Raw genomic sequence first — 15,229 nt, 5'->3', positions numbered from 1 at the left:
GTGCCAAGTCCAGGATGGTCTTCGTTGACCTTGGGTCCTGTGTGGACGGCTCCCGGATCTCGGCGGCCGAGTCACTGCCGCCAAGATCTGGGTAAATGACGGCGCGGCGGCACGATGGGGCTGGCGGCGGCCGGAGTGTGCAACCACAGGACCCTGGTGGCGATCCTGGGGCACAACCAAATAGCGGTCACGATGGAGACCTACGCCCACGCGGTAGAGGACAACCAGCGCGAGGCGATGAGCCACATGGACCGGCTGCTGAATCGCCGCCGCCTGGCTCGCCAATGTCCACTTGAGATGTCGAAAGGCCCCGGATCACCATTGGTCCGGGGCCCTTGGCTGGTGGGCGCAGACGGTTTCGAACCGCCGACATCTGCTTTGTAAGAGCAGCGCTCTACCGCTGAGCTATGCGCCCGCGTCGCGGTGGACCGGCGGGGCCGGTCGCACGACGAGAGCACAGACTACCTGGTCCGGCCACCGCCGCGCCTACCCCAATGCGGGGACGGGACGGGCGGGTGGTGCGGAGTCGGGTGGGAGGGGTCCCGGCGGGGAGGGTGATCGGGAAGAATGGCGGTGATCGGGCGTGCGGGACTGAGCAGGGAGCGGGTGTGAGGGTGGCCGGCGGTGGCGGCGGCGGGTGGGGCGGCTGGGGACGCCGGCGGGACGGTGCCCGGGCGGACGCCAAGGCGGCTCGGGACGCCGCGCAGGAGGCCTTCTACGAGCTGGACTCCGCGCAGCGGGACGCGCTGCTCGCCGTGGAGACGGTGAAGTCGGCGGGCGATCCGGCGTCGGCCCGCCAGGTGGTGGCGGACTTCCAGGACCTGTCGGCCCGGATCGACCAGGTGACCGTGGCGTACCTGACGGCGCTGGACGCGCAGGACCTGGACCGCGCCGAGCTGGATCCGAACGCGGCGTGGCAGGCGAAGCAGCAGCTGGAGCAGTCGCGCCGCGAGCTGGACGCCAAGCGGACCGAGCTGACCACGTTCGTACAGCGGCTGCAGCCGGTGCTGGAGCGGGCCGAGGCGCAGCTGGTCCGGGTGACGCCGGCGGTGGAGCGGGCGCGGCAGGCGTTGTTGGGGGCGACGACGGCGCTGGAGCAGGCGCGGTCGGCGGGGTTGCGGGCGGACGAGCTGGCGGCGCGGCTGGCGGAGCTGGCGCCGGAGCTGACCCGGCTGAACCAGGGGGTGGCGCAGCACGGTGTCCCGGCGACGTTGCAGCGGGCGGAGGACGTGTCGCGCCGGGCGGAGCTGATCCGGTCGGAGGCCGAGCAGCTGCCGGAGCGGGCGAAGGAGATCGACCACCGGGTGGCGAGCCTGCGGACGCGGATCCAGGCGCTGGAGACGCGGTCCGGGACGGTGGAGCCGGCGCTGAGCGAGTTGCGCCGGCGGTTCAGCGCGGCGTGCTGGCAGGACCTGCAGCAGGTGCCGGCGCAGTCCGCCGAGGCGGTGCGGACGGCGCAGGTGCGGCTGGCGGACGCGGTCCGGGCGCGGGACGAGCAGCGGTGGGCGGACGCCACGGCGGCGATCGGCACGGTACGGACGCTGCTGGAGACGGCCGAGGGCTCGGTGACGGCGGTGAACGAGCGGCTGCGCCAGTTGAACGAGGTGCAGCACGATCCGCATCGGGAGATCGAGCGGGCCCGGTTCGCGCTGCGGGACGCGCAGCGGTTGGCGATGTCGGGGCGGCAGACGCCGGATCCACGGCATGCCGGGCCGTTGGACGCGGCGGTGGGGCGGCTGGACCGGGCGGTGGCGGGGCTGGAGGAGGCCGGCCGGCACCCGGACTACTGGCATTTCCTGACCGAGCTGGCCGCGGTGCGGGAGACGGCGGCCGAGGTGGTGGCGATGATCCGGGGTACGCACTGAGGGCGGCGCCGCGCGTGGAGAAGCCGTCCCGACTCGCCATTACTCGCGAGTAACTTAGCTGCTAGAGTCGGGCCATGGCACGCAAGCGCACGATCTCCCCCGCCACGTTCCGGCGCGGGATCAACCTCTGGCCGCCGTTCCTGTTCGCGGGCATCCGGGTGCTGTCGGTCGGGGAGGGCTACCGCTCCGCCCGGGTCCGGCTGCGCCTGCGCCGGACCAACCGCAACTGGGTCGGCACCCACTTCGGCGGCTCGCTGTTCGCGATGACCGACCCGTTCTGGATGCTGCTGGTGATGCAGAACCTCGGCCCGGACTACCTGGTCTGGGACAGCGCCGGCGAGATCGACTTCGTCTCCCCCGGCCGCGGTGACGTCTTCGCCGACTTCCGGCTCACCGACGACCGGCTCGAGGAGATCCGCGAGCTGACCGCCGAGGGCAAGAAGGCGCTGGTCTGGTTCCACACCGAGGTGCTGGCGGCGGACGGCACGCTGGTGGCCCGGGTCCGCAAGCAGATCTACGTCCGGCAGAAGCGCCGCGAGGCCGAGCCCGCGGCGGTCTGACGCGCGGCGGCCGGGACCCCGACCACCTCCTGACGCGCGGCGGCCCGGGTCGGTACCCTGCGACCATGCCTCGCTACGACTTCCGCTGCCGCTCCTGCGGCGACACCTTCGAGCTCAGCCGTCCGATGGCCCGATCCGGTGACCCGGCGGCCTGCCCGCAGGGGCACACCGACACGGTGAAGCTGCTCTCCACGGTCGCCGTCACCGGCGCCGCGGGCGCCGCCGCCGCACCCCGCCCGGCCGCCGGTGGCGGTGGCGGGGGGTGCTGCGGCGGCGGTTGCTGCGGCTGACCACCAAACGGAACGAGCCCGGGCCCGCGGCGTCAGACGGTGACCGTCGCCGCGGTGCGGACCCGTTCCAGGATCTGCCGGACGATCTCCTCGCCCGCTGCCACGCCGATCTCGGTGAGCGCGGTGACCGTGGGGGCGGTCCAGCCGGTGTCGGCGAGTTCGCCGTGGCCCGGGCGCCAGCCGTGGTCGGCGGTCAGCAGCAGGTCGGCGTCGAGCAGGGAGTCGCCGGCCGAGTAGACGTTGGCCGCGCCGGTCCGTCGGACGACCTCGGCGAGGGCGGCACCCTTGCTGAGCGGAGCGGGCACGGCGTACACCTTGCGGCCCTGCAGGGAGACGGTCCAGCCGCGCTCGGCGCACCAGCCGATCAGTTCGGCGAGCCAGCCGGTGGGCAGCTCGGCGCGCTCGACCACCAGGTAGGCGAAGAGGTCGTCGGCGACCCGGCGCTTGTGGGTCCACTCGGGGTCGGCGACGATCGCCAGGTGCTCGACCACCTCGGGCAGCGGCGCGCAGCCGGCGTCGAGCCGGGCCCGGGTCTCGGCCTGCCAGTCGCGGTCCGGGACGCCGTCCACCAGCAGGTGGCCGCCGTTGGCGCAGACCGCGTACGGCGGGATCCAACCGGCGCTCGGGCCTGGCAGGTTGACCCGCTCGTACTGGCTGCGGGTGCGGGTGGTGACCGGGACGACGTGGGCCAGGCGGGCGAGATCGGCGAGCAGTTCGGCGGCGGTCTCGGTCATGAAGGAGAGCGCCTTGCCGTCGTGCACCTCCACCGAGAGCAGCCGTGGCGCCAGCCGGTCCGGCACGTCCAGGGCCAGGGCCCGGTTCGAGTAGATCAGCGTGCGGTCGAGGTCGCTGGCGACCAGGGACTGCTTCACGAATGGCCCTTCTCTGCCTGGACATGGGGTGCTTCGCCGGCGCCGACGGCACGGCGGTCCGGGCCGTCGGCGCCGGCCTGGACCGCCGTGCCGTCGGGTCCGCTCTGGACCGCCGTGCCGTCGGCGCCGGTTGCGCCGCGGGTGTAGTGCGGGTGGATCAGGCCGACGCAGGAGTACGGGAGGTCGTCGACCTCCTCCACCGGTACGCCGCGCTGGGCGGCGAGCAGGCGGACGTGGTCGAGGTCCGCGCCGGTGCCGCGGCGGGCGAGCACCCGCCAGGGGACGCGGCGCAGCAGGACGCGGGTGGTCTCGCCGACCCCGGGCTTGACCAGGTTGACGTTGTCGATGCCGTACTCGGCGCTGATCCGCTCGACGGCGGCCCAGCCCTCCCAGGTCGGGGTGCGGTCCTCGGTGGCGAGCCGCTCGGCCTCGGCGGCGACGGCGGCCCGGACGGCGGGGAAGCGGTCGGCCACCGCGTCGACGAAGGCGCGGGAGACGTCGGCGCCGGCCAGTTCGCGGTAGAACTTGGCGCCGTGGAACTCGTCCGGTCCGATCAGGTCGTCGCGCAGCACGGTGCGCGAGATCAGGCCGGAGACGGTGGAGTTGAGGCAGGCGGAGGGGATCAGGAAGTCGTCCCGGGTGCCGTAGGTGCGCACGCAGCCGCCGGGGTCGGCGAGGACGGCGAGTTCGGGGTCGAAGCCGGTGCCGTCGAGTGCGTCGGCCAGTTCGCGGGTGATGGCGCCCTTGCCGGTCCAGCCGTCGACGAAGACCACGTCGGCGGCGGCGTGGTGGGCGGCGAGGTGGCGCAGGGCGACCCGGTCGATGCCGCGGCCGCGGACGATGGAGACGGTGTAGTGCGGGGTGTCCAGGCCGTGGGCGAAGGCGAGCCAGCGGCGGATCAGGACGCCGACCGGCGTGCCGGCCCGGGCCAGCGAGGCGAGCACCAGGGAGCGGCCGCGCTCGCGCAGCAGCGTTTCGGCGACCGCGCCGACGGCGAGCGCGATCCGGTCCGCGGAGGCGGTCAGCGCGGTGTGGAAGAGCTGCTGGTACTCGGGGCTGGGCTGGTACTCGACCGGCAGCGACTCGGCGTAGTGCGCACCGCCGGACTGGACCGCCTCCTCGCGCTCCTCGGTCGGGGCCTCCAAGTGGACGCCGGAGAGGTCCTTGATCAGCCAGGTGACGTCCTCCGCCGGATAGGAGGAGAAGGCGGGGCCGTGGAGCGGGCGGGCGGGGGCGGGCGTCGTCTGGGTCGTCATGCCGGGCTTTCGCTGGAGGTTCGCGGATCTCATGGTGGGGCGGGCGGGCGTCAGGGGGGTGTCAGGCGGGCGTCGCGGCGGGGTACGCGGGGGGAACCGCCCGGTACGAGGGGAGGACGGCGAGCACCACGCGGTCGGTGACCCGGCGCAGCTGGGCCAGCAGCGCGTGCTCGCCCTCGTGCAGGGCGGGGGTGTCGGCCACCTCGTCGACGACCAGCACGATCGCCTCGAACCGGCGGGCGGGGTCGGCGCCGGGGGCGACGTTGTAGGCGAAGCGCGTCCCCGCGCCGTCGGCGGGGTCGTCGTGGGCGGGGAAGGCGAGGCGGGTGCGGATGGCGTAGCCGGGGTCGTCCACGGCGAGGACGGGCGAGCGGGTGGTGGTGGAGAACCGGACCCGGTCGCCGCCGAGCTGCTCGTCGAGGGCCTGGGCGAGCCGCAGCGGGGTGTACATCAGCTCCTCGAAGCCGAGCACCAGGACGCCGCCGCCGGCCCGCGGGGGTGCGTCCGCGCCGTCGGTCAGGGCCTCGGCCAGTGCCTCGGCGGCTGCGGGCAGCAGCGCGTCCAGGTGGAGCCGGTGGGCGGGGGTGAAGCCGTGGCGGCCGCCGTCGGGCAGGCCGGCGGGCCACTCCATGCGGGCCCGGACCAGCGGGGCGGGCGCTCCGTCGGGCGCCGCCGCGGCGGGGGCGGCGGCGATCAGCTCGCGGGCCCGCTCCAGTGCGTCGGCGGGCAGCCGGACCCCGCCGGTGGCGGCGGCCACCAGGTCGACCCGGGCGCCGATCCCGGCGGCCGCCTCGGCCAGCCGGGCCCGGTCGGCGTCGGTCCGCAGGTCGACCAGGGCCACCACCACGTACCGCTCGCGCGGGTGGGCGGCGTGCAGCGCCCGGACGGTGTTGATCACCGTGGTGCCGGTGGAGAACTCGTCGTCCACCAACACCAGCGGCCCGTCCCCGGCGAGCAGCGCCGGGTCCTCGGGGAGCAGCAGGTGGGAGGTGGCGTGCGAGTGCTCCTCCTCGAAGCCGCCGAGCGGACTCACCCCGGCCACCGGCCGCCGGGTGGAGTGCAGGTAGGGGGCGTCCAGGCCGTCGGCGACGCTGTGGCCGAGGGCGGTGGCGGTCTCGGCGTAGCCGAGCACCACCGCCCGGGCGGCCTCCGCCTCGCCGAGCAGTTCGCGCACCCGGCGGCCGAGGTCGAGGCCGGCGCCGTGCACCACGGCGGGGCGCTGCGGGACGTGCTTGCCGAGCACCCGGGAGACCAGCAGGTGGGCCCGCTTGGGGTTCTCCCGCAGCGCGAGCCCGATCAGCCCCTTGAGCGCGGGCGATCCGGTGAGCCGCAGGTCGAGTCGGTCGGTGACCCACTGGCCGGTCCAGGTCTCGGCGTCGGCGGGGCGTGCGGTCAAGGGGTCCTGCTTTCGGTGCGGGCGGTGCGGGCGGTGCCGGGGGTCCGGCACCGGGGCGGTGCGGCGCTCGTGGGCGGAGCGGTAGGGGCGGAGCGGTAGGGGCGGAGGGGCGGAGCGGTACGGGCAGTGTGGTGCAGGCGGTGCCTGGCGGGGCGGGTCGGTCCGGCTGTCGGGACCGCCGAGGGTACGGCGTCAGGGGCAGAGGCAGGCGGAGAGCAGCTCGGCGAAGCTGACTTCCTCGCGGGCGACGCCGAACACCTCGGCGCGCAGCAGCACCCGCTCGGCCCAGGCGCGGTGCGGCTTGGCCTCGTTCATCTTGTTGGTGTACGCCGAGCGCAGCACCCCGCCGCCGCCCTGGTGCTGCTGCAGGATGTCCTGGGCGTCGCAGTACTCCTCGTGTGTGACCACGGAGAGCGCGTGCACCGCGGGGACGTGGCTGGGGTGGATGCATGTCTTGCCCAACAGGCCGTTGGCGCGGTCGAGTTCGATCTCCCGGATCAGCCCGTCCAGGTCGTGCTCGATGATCCGCTGGCGCAGGCCGTCGGCGGGCGGGTGCACCTCGGCGAACGGGGTGCGGCGCAGCTGCGGCTTGAACATCCGCTCCTGGACCGGGAAGTACTCCCAGACCGGTCCGGTCACCGTGTGGCCGGTGCCGTCCGCGCGGCCGAGCACGTTGACCACGTCGCCGATCACCCCGGCGACCAGCGCCACGTCGTAGGCGGTGAGGTCGGGCGAGCGGCGCAGTCCGTACGCGGAGCACAGGTCGGTGACGCCGAGGCGGACGGCGAGGATCCGCTCGCGGTGCTTGTCGAGCAGCCGGGCGATGCCGAAGAGCTGTTCGCGGCGGCTCTCCAGGTGGGCCAGTTCGGGGGATTCCAGCACCGGCATGGCGAACAGCCGTCGCCCGGTCCGCTCCTCGGCGGCGGTGAGCGCTTCCAGGAAGGGGCCGCCGCTCTCCTCGGTGAACTTGGGGAGGACGAAGCCGCTGAGCAGTGCGAGGCCCGGACCGAGCCGGTCCACCAGGTCGGTGAGCTGTCCGGCGGTGCGCACCCGGACGAACAGCAGGGGGAGCTCGGCCGCCGGTCCGGCCGCCAGCTCGCCGAGCTGGGCGACCAGGTTGGCCTCCGCGGACGGCACCTCGTGGTCGGCGATCGCGTCCTCCAGGCACAGCACCATGGAGAGCACGCCGCGACCGGCCTGCTTGCGGACGTCACCCGCCAGGCCGGGGCGGGTGGCGGGGCTGTAGAGCGTGGCGCCCAGGGCCGTGGAGAGCACGGCCGCGTCGCTCTCCCGATCGAAGGCGGTCGGCTGCTTCAGGAAGAGTCGACTGCGGACATCGTCCGCGAGATGGCCGAAGTGGCGCAAAGTGCTCTCCCACAGGGGGTCGGGTGGCGGCCCGCCGGTGGGCGGGGACGGCTGACGTCTCGACAGGATGGACGGTCGACGCGGCCCGATAGTTCTCGCGGTTCGCATCGGTCGAGGTGGGGTGGGGGGCACCCAGCCGTTGGCCGCTTATCGTACGGTCAGATTCAACCGGCGAAAGCCCTTGAAACATCGAATTCTCCGAAGGTTGCCACCGGCTTCACACGGCCACCCCCGGCTCCACCCGGCCACCGCCCACCTGCGTTGTCCCGGCGGGTGGGAAGCAGGCAGGATATCGAGCCATGACGCACGTGATGGCAAAGGGCGCCAACATCCCGCTGACGGCCTCCGCCGTCCGGGTCGTACTGCGCTGGGCCGCCGCGCCCGGCACCCCGGACGTGGACGCCTCGGCGCTGCTGCTCGGCGCCGACGGCAAGGTTCGTTCGGACGCGGACTTCGTGTTCTACAACCAGCCCCGGCACCCCTCCGGCCTGGTCCGCCACCTGGCCAAGCAGAGCGGCGGCGGCGAGGTGTGGGACGCGGTCGAGGCCGATCTCTCCGCCCTGTCCGAGGACGTGGACCGGGTGGTCCTGGCCGGCTCCGCCGAGGGCGGCGCCTTCCCCGCCGTCTCCGGACTGCGGGTCCTGCTCTACGACGCCGCCGGCGGCGACAGCGCCGCCGCGCTCGCCGAATTCCCGGTCAGCGACACCGGCGAGGTGACCGCCCTGGTCGCCGCCGAGCTGTACCGCAGGGCCGGCGGCTGGAAGTTCCGCGCGATCGGCCAGGGCTACGACAGCGGCCTCGGCGGCCTCGCCACCGACTACGGCATCGCCGTCGAGGACGACACCGTCGCCCACCCCGGCACCCCCGCCGAACCCGTGGCCGTCCCCACGGCGCCGTCCGCCGAGGAGGAGGACGACTTCACCCTCGCCCCCGCCGCCCCCACCACCGCACCGCTCCCCCCGCCGCCCACCGCACCCCCGGCCCCCCAGCCCGCCACTGCCGGCTACGGCTACCCGCAGCCCCAGGCCCAGCCGCAGCCGGCCGGGTACGGCTACCCGCCCCCGCAACCCGGCTACGGCTACCCCCAGCCCCAGCCCGGCTACGGGTACCCCCAGCCGACCACCGGCTACGGCTACCCCCAGCAGCCCGCAACGCCCGTCCCGCCCCCGCCGACCCCGCAGCAGAACTTCGCCCTCCCCCCGCAGGGCCCCCAGTTCCAGCCTCGGTAGGAACAACCAGGGGCTCGGGGAACTGCGAGGCCGGCCACGGATCGGGTCAACCGGTCAGCAAGGGGCGCGAGGAACTGCGCGCAGCGGAAGGGCACCCGCCCTGCCGGGCCGGTCGCGCAGTTCCCCGCGCCCCTGAAGGGCCGCCCAGGGCTGCACCCGCCTACGCCGAAGGCGTCTTGTACCCCCGCTGCCACTGCATCCCGAACCCGTACAGCCGGTCCAGGTCCGACTGGAATCCGTGCACGTACCGCACCTCGCGACGGACGGTCAGCTGCCCGTCCCCCGAGTTCTCGATCAGCACCACCGCGCACGAACGGGCCGCCGCCGCCCGCTCGTCCAGCTTGATCTCCAGTCGCGGACCGCTCTGCGGCACGATCGTCACCGTCGCGTGCGTCCGGTCGAACGCGGGCGTGTCGTCGTAGATGTACACGAAGATGAGCAGCCGCCGGAACTTGTCCTTCTTCTCCAGGTTGATGTACATCGTCTCGCCGGAGGGCGCACCGGAGACGTCGTCGCCGCTCAGCTTGATGTACGGCGGCCGGTTGAGGTCGCCGAAGAGGTTGCCGAGCGGCTGGATCACGCCCCGGCTGCCGTCGGTCAGCTCGTACATGCAGGCCAGGTCGAGGTCGACGTTGACCGGTGACTGGCTGAAGTTGTCGGGGGTGAGCGGCCGCAGGATCCGCGGGTCGAAGAAGCGCCGCAGGGCGCTGCCGCCGGACGGGCGCTCGGCGGACCGCGTCGACCAGTGGAGGTTGACGTAGAGGTAGCCGGTGGTGGCGGCAGGGCCGGTGATGGCGTGCTGCGGCTGCTTCTTGGTCAGGGTGATCTTGAACTGGCCGCCGGAGTCGACGTCGCTCCGATCGCCCTTCAGGAACTCCCACACCGAAACCATCGTGTACCCGTCCTCCCCCAAGCCCCCACAACCCGTACCGTCCGTCATACCCAGTGCACGCCCGGTGAGTCAACGTCAGGCCGGTCGCGTGTCACGCTGGCAGAGGGATCATCACTCCCGTACGATGCCCGCCCTCCGGACGCGATATCGTCTGTCCGCACAGGTGTCCCGCGGGTCACCTTTCGTCCCCCCTGCCCTGCGAAAGCCGAGGCCCTCCCCGCGATGAACCTCTCCTCCATACAGCTGGTATGGGCCGTCGTCGGCGGCGCAGCCCTGCTGTTCACCGCCATCCTGGTGGCCTTCCTGCGGTTCAAGAACAACAGCGCCGAAGAGAACTCCGACTCCTGGGAGCGGAGCGAGGAGCGTCGCCGCCGCAAGGAGGCGGTGTACGGCGCCGCGTCCTACGTGCTCCTGTTCTGCTGCGCCGGCGTGGCGGCCGCTCTCTCCTTCCACGGCCTGGTGGGCTTCGGCCAGCAGAACCTGGGCCTGTCCGGCGGCTGGGAGTACCTGGTCCCGTTCGGCCTGGACGGCGCGGCCATGTTCTGCTCGGTGCTCGCGGTCCGCGAGGCCAGCCACGGTGACGCGGCGCTCGGCTCCCGCCTGCTGGTGTGGCTGTTCGCGGTCGCCTCGGCGTGGTTCAACTGGGTGCACGCCCCGCGCGGCGGCTCGCACGACGGCGCCCCGCAGTTCTTCGCCGGCATGTCGATCTCGGCGGCGGTGCTGTTCGACCGCGCGCTGAAGCAGACCCGCCGGGCGGCGCTGCGCGAGCAGGGCCTGATCCCCCGCCCGCTGCCGCAGATCCGCATCGTGCGCTGGCTGCGCGCCCCGCGCGAGACGTACGCGGCCTGGTCGCTGATGCTGCTGGAGAACGTGCGCAGCCTGGACGAGGCGGTCGAGGAGGTGCGCGAGGAGCGTCAGGCGAAGCAGGACGCCAAGGTGCGCGCCCGCAGCGCGGACCGTCGCGAGCGGGCCGAGCTGAAGGCGATCGCCCGCCAGGGCGGCATGCTGGCCCGGGCCCGCGGCGGCCGCCAGGTGCCGGCCCTGACCGCCGCCTCGGGCGACGGTCAGGCCGCTACGGAGCCTGCCCTAGCCACAGAGGAGCCGATCGACCGCACCGGTCCCTCCGCGCTCGAGCCGGCCGCGCTGACCGCCGGTCGCCGCCCCCGCGCCGCCGTGGGCAGCTCCAGCTGCTCCTCCTCCACGTCCTCGTACGGCACGAGCAGCAGCTCCTACAGCTCCAGCATCGACCTGTCGTCGGACGACGACACCCTGGCGATGCCGAAGCTGGACTCGCTGGAGCGCAAGCTGCGCGCCATCGAGCAGCAGCTCGGCTGACCGTACCGCCCGGACCACGGCGAAGGCCCCGCACCGACTCGGTGCGGGGCCTTCGCCGTTGGGCCGTAAAGCCGTTGGAACGTCGGTGGAACGTCAGCCGGCCACCGAACTGCTCTCCAGTGCCTGCTCGCGCCGGTTGCGCACCACCGAGGAGGCCAGCGCCGCGCCGATGAAGGCGACGCCGATCAGGCCGGTGACGATCTCCGGGATGTGGTACTCGATGGAGACCAGCAGGATGACGGCCAGCGCGCCGATCGCGTAGTGCGCGCCGTGCTCCAGGTAGACGTAGTCGTCCAGGGTGCCCTTGCGGACCAGGTAGACGGTCAGCGAGCGGATGTACATCGCGCCGATGCCCAGACCCAGGGTGATCTGGAAGATGTCCTGGGAGATGGCGAAGGCGCCGACCACGCCGTCGAAGGAGAAGGACGCGTCCAGGACCTCCAGGTAGAGGAAGAGGAAGAACGCGGCCTTGCCGCCGACCTGGACCAGCGACCTGCCGGACTTCTCGGCCTCCTCCTCGGCCTCCTCCTGCGCCTCCAGGCCGGACTCGAAGACGCCCGAGAGGCCGTTGACCGCGAGGTAGGTGGCGAGGCCGCAGATGCCGGCCAGCAGCACCGTCTCGGCGCGGTCGGCGGCGAACAGGCGGGCCGAGAGGGCCAGCACGACCAGGGCGATCACCGAGGAGAGCGCGTCGAGCTTGCCGATCTTCTCGAGCGGCTTCTCCAGCCAGCGCAGCCAGTTGAAGTCCTTCTCCTCGAAGATGAAGTCGAGGAAGATCATCAGCAGGAAGATGCCGCCGAAGGCCGCGATGGCCGGGTTGGCCAGCTCGAGGTACTCGGCGTAGGTGTGCCCGTTGTAGGTCTTGGTGGAGTCGAGCGCCAGCTCGATCACGGTGCCCGGGCTGAGGTGCGCGGTGAGGCCGACGACCAGCAGCGGGAAGATCAGCCGCATGCCGAAGACGGCGATCAGCACACCGACGGTGAGGAAGATCTTCTGCCAGAACGGGTTCATCCGCTTCAGGACGGTGGCGTTGACGACGGCGTTGTCGAAGGAGAGGGAGATCTCGAGGATCGAGAGGATCAGGACGACGCCGAATCCTTCGGCCCCCCAGATCAGGCCGGCTGCGACGAGGCCGGCGATCGTGATGGCGAAGGACCACCCGAATGTACGGAGGAACACGGAGTCAGTTACCTTTCTATGAACATGACTTGATCAACGCTTTACTGTACGTTGACGCCGAAGTCGAGGGCGATGCCGCGCAGGCCGGAGGCGTAGCCCTGGCCCACCGCGCGGAACTTCCACTCGCCCTGGTAGCGGTAGAGCTCGCCGAAGATCATCGCGGTCTCCGTGGAGGCGTCCTCGGAGAGGTCGTAGCGGGCGATCTCGGCACCGTCGGTCAGGTTGACCACGCGGATGTACGCGTTGGCGACCTGGCCGAAGTTCTGCACCCGGGCGTCGGCGTCGTAGATGGAGACGGCGAAGACGACCTTGTCGATCTGGGTGGGCACCAGGTCGAGGAAGACCTGCACCACCTCGTCGTCACCGTCGCCGTCGCCGGTGAGGTTGTCGCCCTGGTGCTCCACCGAACCCTCGGGGCTCTTCAGGTTGTTGTAGAAGACGAAGTACTCGTCGCCCAGCACCCGGCCGCCGGCGCACAGCAGCGCGCTGGCGTCCAGGTCGAACGGGGCACCGGTGGTGGAGCGCGCATCCCACCCGAGACCGATCTGCACCTGGGTCAGGTTGGGCGCAGCCTTGGTCAGCGAGACATTGCCGCCCTTGGCGAGCGTGACACTCATTGGAAACTTCCTCCCAGCTCCCGTCTCCGGGGCTCCCCTTGGACCCTGCAGCCGTCCGACGCACCCCCGGATGGACGTACCCCAGAAGGTCTACGCCCTCGACGGCGGTCGCAGCGCTGCACGGCCGACTGAACTTCCTGAACTCCGCGCGTCGGAACCGGCGCACGGCAGCACGACCGGGGCCGGCGGAAGCTGCTCGCTTCCGCCGGCCCCGGCCCAAGACTATGCAATCGACTCCGGTGTCAGACGTTCACCCCGAAGTCCTGCGCGATGCCGCGCAGGCCGGAGGCGTAGCCCTGGCCGATGGCACGGAACTTCCACTCCGCACCGTTGCGGTAGAGCTCGCCGAAGACCATGGCGGTCTCGGTGGAGGCGTCCTCGGAGAGGTCGTAGCGGGCGATCTCGGCACCGCCGGCCTGGTTCACCACGCGGATGAAGGCGTTGCGGATCTGGCCGAAGTTCTGCGTGCGGTTCTCGGCGTCGTAGATCGAGACCGGGAACACGATCTTGGCCACGTCGGCCGGGACGCCGGCGAGGTTGACCTTGATCTGCTCGTCGTCGCCCTCGCCCTCGCCGGTGAGGTTGTCACCGGTGTGCTCGACCGAGCCGTCCGAGCTCTTGAGGTTGTTGAAGAAGATGAAGTCCGCGTCGGAACGGACCTTGCCCTGATCGGTGCAGAGCAGGGCGCTCGCGTCGAGGTCGAAGTCCGTACCGGTGGTGGTGCGGACGTCCCAGCCCAGGCCGACGATGACCGCCGTCAGGCCGGGGGCCTCCTTGGTGAGCGAGACATTGCCGCCCTTGCTCAGGCTGACACCCACTGGTCCTCCCAGAATCGCTGTCCTGATCCGTGAACGGCCCGATCGTAGTGCGGGGTTCCCGTCCAGGGCAGGCTTCGGCCCGGCGTGGCTGTGCGAATTCGCGGCGACGCCGGGCCGAACGGGAGCGCGGCCCCCCGGCAGGGAGGCTCAGAGGGCGCCGAGGGCGGCCAGGTACTCCTGGGTGTCGCGGGCGTCCGGGAGGCCGTTCACGATCGACCAGCGGACGACGCCGTCCTTGTCGATGACGAAGGTGCCGCGGACCGCGCAGCCCTTGTCGTCGTTGAAGACGCCGTACTTCTTCGAGGCGTCGCCGTGCGGCCAGAAGTCCGACAGCAGCGGGTACTCCAGGCCCTGCTGCTCGGCGAAGATCCGGAGGGTGAACGGCGAGTCGTTGGAGACCGCGAGCACCTGGACGTCGTCGTTCTGCAGGCGCGGGAGCTCCTTCTGGATCTCGCAGACCTCGCCGGTGCAGACGCCGGTGAAGGCGAACGGATAGAAGACCAGGACGACGTTCTTCTCGCCGCGGTAGTCGGAGAGCTTGACCGACTCGCCGTGCTGGTTCTTCAGCTCGAAGTCCGGAGCCTCGGTACCGACCTCAATGGTCATGGGAAGACCTTCCTCAGCAGATGTGCGGGCACCCGCATCCTCGCATCCGTTCGGGTGGTTTCCGCCGTTCGGGTGAGGCGTTACGGCCGGTGGGGAGCGTTTTTCGCCCTGGGTGAACACGCGCACCGGAGGCATCCACAAGCGGGGTCGCGAAGCACGCGGGCCCCGCTGGAGGAAGCTCCAGCGGGGCCCGGGGGCGAGGACTCAGCGCTTGCCGGTCTTCGAGGCCTTCGGGGTGGCCAGGCGGGTGCCGGCCCAGTCCTTGGCGATCGCCACGGAGCTGGTCTGGGACAGGCCTGCGGTCTTGGCCGCGTCGGCGATCTCGTGCGCCTCCACGTGGCCGTCGCGGCCGGTCTTCGGGGTGAGCAGCCAGATCAGGCCGCCCTCCGCGAGGTACTCGAGCGCGTCGACCAGGGCGTCGGTGAGATCCCCGTCCTCCTCGCGGTGCCACAGCAGGACGCCGTCGGCGACGTCGTCGTAGTCCTCGTCGACGAGTTCGGTGCCGGTCAGCTCTTCGATGCCCTCGCGGAGCTCCGGGTCACTGTCGTCGTCGTACCCGAGCTCCTGAATGATCTGGCCCTGTTCGAAGCCCAGACGAAGCGCCGGGTTGGACTTGTCCGCGGGGTCCGCGGTCGCGCTCACGGGAATAACCTCCAGTATTCGACTCGGCATCCATGCCGAGGCTGTGGCCGTAGTCCACACGGGACCGGCGGTTCGCGCAAGTACCCGACCCCCGATCCCACCCAAAGGTTGACGTGTCGTGGCGGGACACGCCGACCCATGTGTCGGGAATCACACTGGTTTGCCCTTTTCTGTCCCGACCCAGCATGCTTCGCCGGGGCCGGTTTCGCAGTCCGTACACGTGACCGGGATGCGAACGGCATTCGGGGAGCAGGGCCACCCGGGCGTAGAGTCTTCTGTTGGCCCTCATCCCGACCGGCCGACGTTG

The 15,229-nt window shown here is 72.0% G+C and carries 13 protein-coding genes, 1 tRNA gene and 1 pseudogene; 5 read left to right on the top strand and 10 right to left on the bottom strand.

Going from position 1 to position 15,229, the window contains the following annotated elements; genetic code table 11:
* Positions 1-340 precede the first annotated feature (340 nt).
* Positions 341-415: transfer RNA gene (locus tag FHR36_RS18535), tRNA-Val, on the bottom strand.
* A gap of 199 nt (positions 416-614) precedes the next feature.
* Between FHR36_RS18535 and FHR36_RS18530 the strand changes: the two genes are divergently transcribed.
* The 3 genes from FHR36_RS18530 to FHR36_RS18520 all read left to right on the top strand — a co-directional run bounded on the left by FHR36_RS18530 (position 615) and on the right by FHR36_RS18520 (position 2,715).
* Positions 615-1,865 carry a hypothetical protein gene (locus tag FHR36_RS18530; protein ID WP_253799416.1) on the top strand — a complete coding sequence of 417 codons (1,251 nt, stop codon included), beginning with the start codon at positions 615-617 and terminating at the stop codon, positions 1,863-1,865.
* Positions 1,866-1,939: 74 nt separating this feature from the next.
* On the top strand, positions 1,940-2,425 hold the full coding sequence (locus tag FHR36_RS18525) for a DUF4442 domain-containing protein (RefSeq protein WP_253798601.1): 486 nt from the start codon (positions 1,940-1,942) through the stop codon (positions 2,423-2,425).
* Positions 2,426-2,490: 65 nt separating this feature from the next.
* Positions 2,491-2,715 (top strand): FmdB family zinc ribbon protein, encoded by a 225-nt coding sequence (locus FHR36_RS18520; RefSeq protein WP_253798599.1) that lies wholly within the window; start codon positions 2,491-2,493, stop codon positions 2,713-2,715.
* Positions 2,716-2,747: 32 nt separating this feature from the next.
* On the opposite strand, the gene FHR36_RS18515 is transcribed toward FHR36_RS18520, so the two are convergent.
* The 3 genes and pseudogenes from FHR36_RS18515 to FHR36_RS18505 all read right to left on the bottom strand — a co-directional run bounded on the left by FHR36_RS18515 (position 2,748) and on the right by FHR36_RS18505 (position 7,604).
* Positions 2,748-3,587: an HAD family hydrolase gene (locus FHR36_RS18515; RefSeq protein WP_253798597.1), complete on the bottom strand. Its 840-nt coding sequence runs from the start codon at positions 3,585-3,587 to the stop codon at positions 2,748-2,750.
* Positions 3,588-3,688: 101 nt separating this feature from the next.
* Positions 3,689-6,239, bottom strand: a pseudogene (locus tag FHR36_RS18510) (phosphoribosyltransferase); the annotation flags it as partial.
* A gap of 192 nt (positions 6,240-6,431) precedes the next feature.
* Entirely contained in the window at positions 6,432-7,604 is a 1,173-nt protein-coding gene (locus tag FHR36_RS18505; protein ID WP_253798595.1) for an HpcH/HpaI aldolase/citrate lyase family protein, read from the bottom strand.
* Positions 7,605-7,903: 299 nt separating this feature from the next.
* Between FHR36_RS18505 and FHR36_RS18500 the strand changes: the two genes are divergently transcribed.
* Positions 7,904-8,833, top strand: coding sequence for a TerD family protein (locus FHR36_RS18500; RefSeq protein WP_253798593.1), 930 nt, complete (start codon positions 7,904-7,906; stop codon positions 8,831-8,833).
* A 160-nt stretch (positions 8,834-8,993) separates the two neighbouring features.
* Here FHR36_RS18500 and FHR36_RS18495 read toward each other — a convergent pair whose 3' ends face one another.
* Positions 8,994-9,725 carry a TerD family protein gene (locus tag FHR36_RS18495; protein ID WP_253798591.1) on the bottom strand — a complete coding sequence of 244 codons (732 nt, stop codon included), beginning with the start codon at positions 9,723-9,725 and terminating at the stop codon, positions 8,994-8,996.
* Positions 9,726-9,947: 222 nt separating this feature from the next.
* On the opposite strand from FHR36_RS18495, the gene FHR36_RS18490 reads away from it, so the two are divergent.
* On the top strand, positions 9,948-11,060 hold the full coding sequence (locus FHR36_RS18490) for a DUF2637 domain-containing protein (protein ID WP_253798589.1): 1,113 nt from the start codon (positions 9,948-9,950) through the stop codon (positions 11,058-11,060).
* 93 nt (positions 11,061-11,153) lie between these two features.
* Here FHR36_RS18490 and FHR36_RS18485 read toward each other — a convergent pair whose 3' ends face one another.
* The 5 genes from FHR36_RS18485 to FHR36_RS18465 form a co-directional block, all read right to left on the bottom strand.
* Positions 11,154-12,239 (bottom strand): DUF475 domain-containing protein, encoded by a 1,086-nt coding sequence (locus tag FHR36_RS18485; RefSeq protein WP_253798586.1) that lies wholly within the window; start codon positions 12,237-12,239, stop codon positions 11,154-11,156.
* Between the two features lie 41 nt (positions 12,240-12,280).
* The gene (locus tag FHR36_RS18480) at positions 12,281-12,856 is read right to left on the bottom strand and encodes a TerD family protein (protein ID WP_253798584.1); all 576 of its coding nucleotides are present in this window, start codon (positions 12,854-12,856) and stop codon (positions 12,281-12,283) included.
* A 242-nt stretch (positions 12,857-13,098) separates the two neighbouring features.
* Positions 13,099-13,674: a TerD family protein gene (locus FHR36_RS18475; protein WP_253798582.1), complete on the bottom strand. Its 576-nt coding sequence runs from the start codon at positions 13,672-13,674 to the stop codon at positions 13,099-13,101.
* A 147-nt stretch (positions 13,675-13,821) separates the two neighbouring features.
* Entirely contained in the window at positions 13,822-14,280 is a 459-nt protein-coding gene (locus FHR36_RS18470) for a peroxiredoxin (RefSeq protein WP_253798581.1), read from the bottom strand.
* 204 nt (positions 14,281-14,484) lie between these two features.
* Positions 14,485-14,922: a DUF3052 domain-containing protein gene (locus FHR36_RS18465; RefSeq protein WP_253798579.1), complete on the bottom strand. Its 438-nt coding sequence runs from the start codon at positions 14,920-14,922 to the stop codon at positions 14,485-14,487.
* Positions 14,923-15,229: the final 307 nt, after the last annotated feature.

This window comes from Kitasatospora cinereorecta, assembly GCF_024172095.1.
GTDB lineage: Bacteria > Actinomycetota > Actinomycetes > Streptomycetales > Streptomycetaceae > Kitasatospora > Kitasatospora cinereorecta.
Note: the sequence above shows the minus strand (reverse complement) of the source record. Positions and strands in the feature narration are given on the sequence as shown.

Coding starts and splice junctions, on each gene's coding strand:
- FHR36_RS18495 (WP_253798591.1), bottom strand. CDS start 9,725: ATGGTTTCGGTGTGGGAGTTCCTGAAGGGCGATCGGAGCGACGTCGAC.
- FHR36_RS18525 (WP_253798601.1), top strand. CDS start 1,940: ATGGCACGCAAGCGCACGATCTCCCCCGCCACGTTCCGGCGCGGGATC.
- FHR36_RS18500 (WP_253798593.1), top strand. CDS start 7,904: ATGACGCACGTGATGGCAAAGGGCGCCAACATCCCGCTGACGGCCTCC.
- FHR36_RS18480 (WP_253798584.1), bottom strand. CDS start 12,856: ATGAGTGTCACGCTCGCCAAGGGCGGCAATGTCTCGCTGACCAAGGCT.
- FHR36_RS18470 (WP_253798581.1), bottom strand. CDS start 14,280: ATGACCATTGAGGTCGGTACCGAGGCTCCGGACTTCGAGCTGAAGAAC.
- FHR36_RS18520 (WP_253798599.1), top strand. CDS start 2,491: ATGCCTCGCTACGACTTCCGCTGCCGCTCCTGCGGCGACACCTTCGAG.
- FHR36_RS18490 (WP_253798589.1), top strand. CDS start 9,948: ATGAACCTCTCCTCCATACAGCTGGTATGGGCCGTCGTCGGCGGCGCA.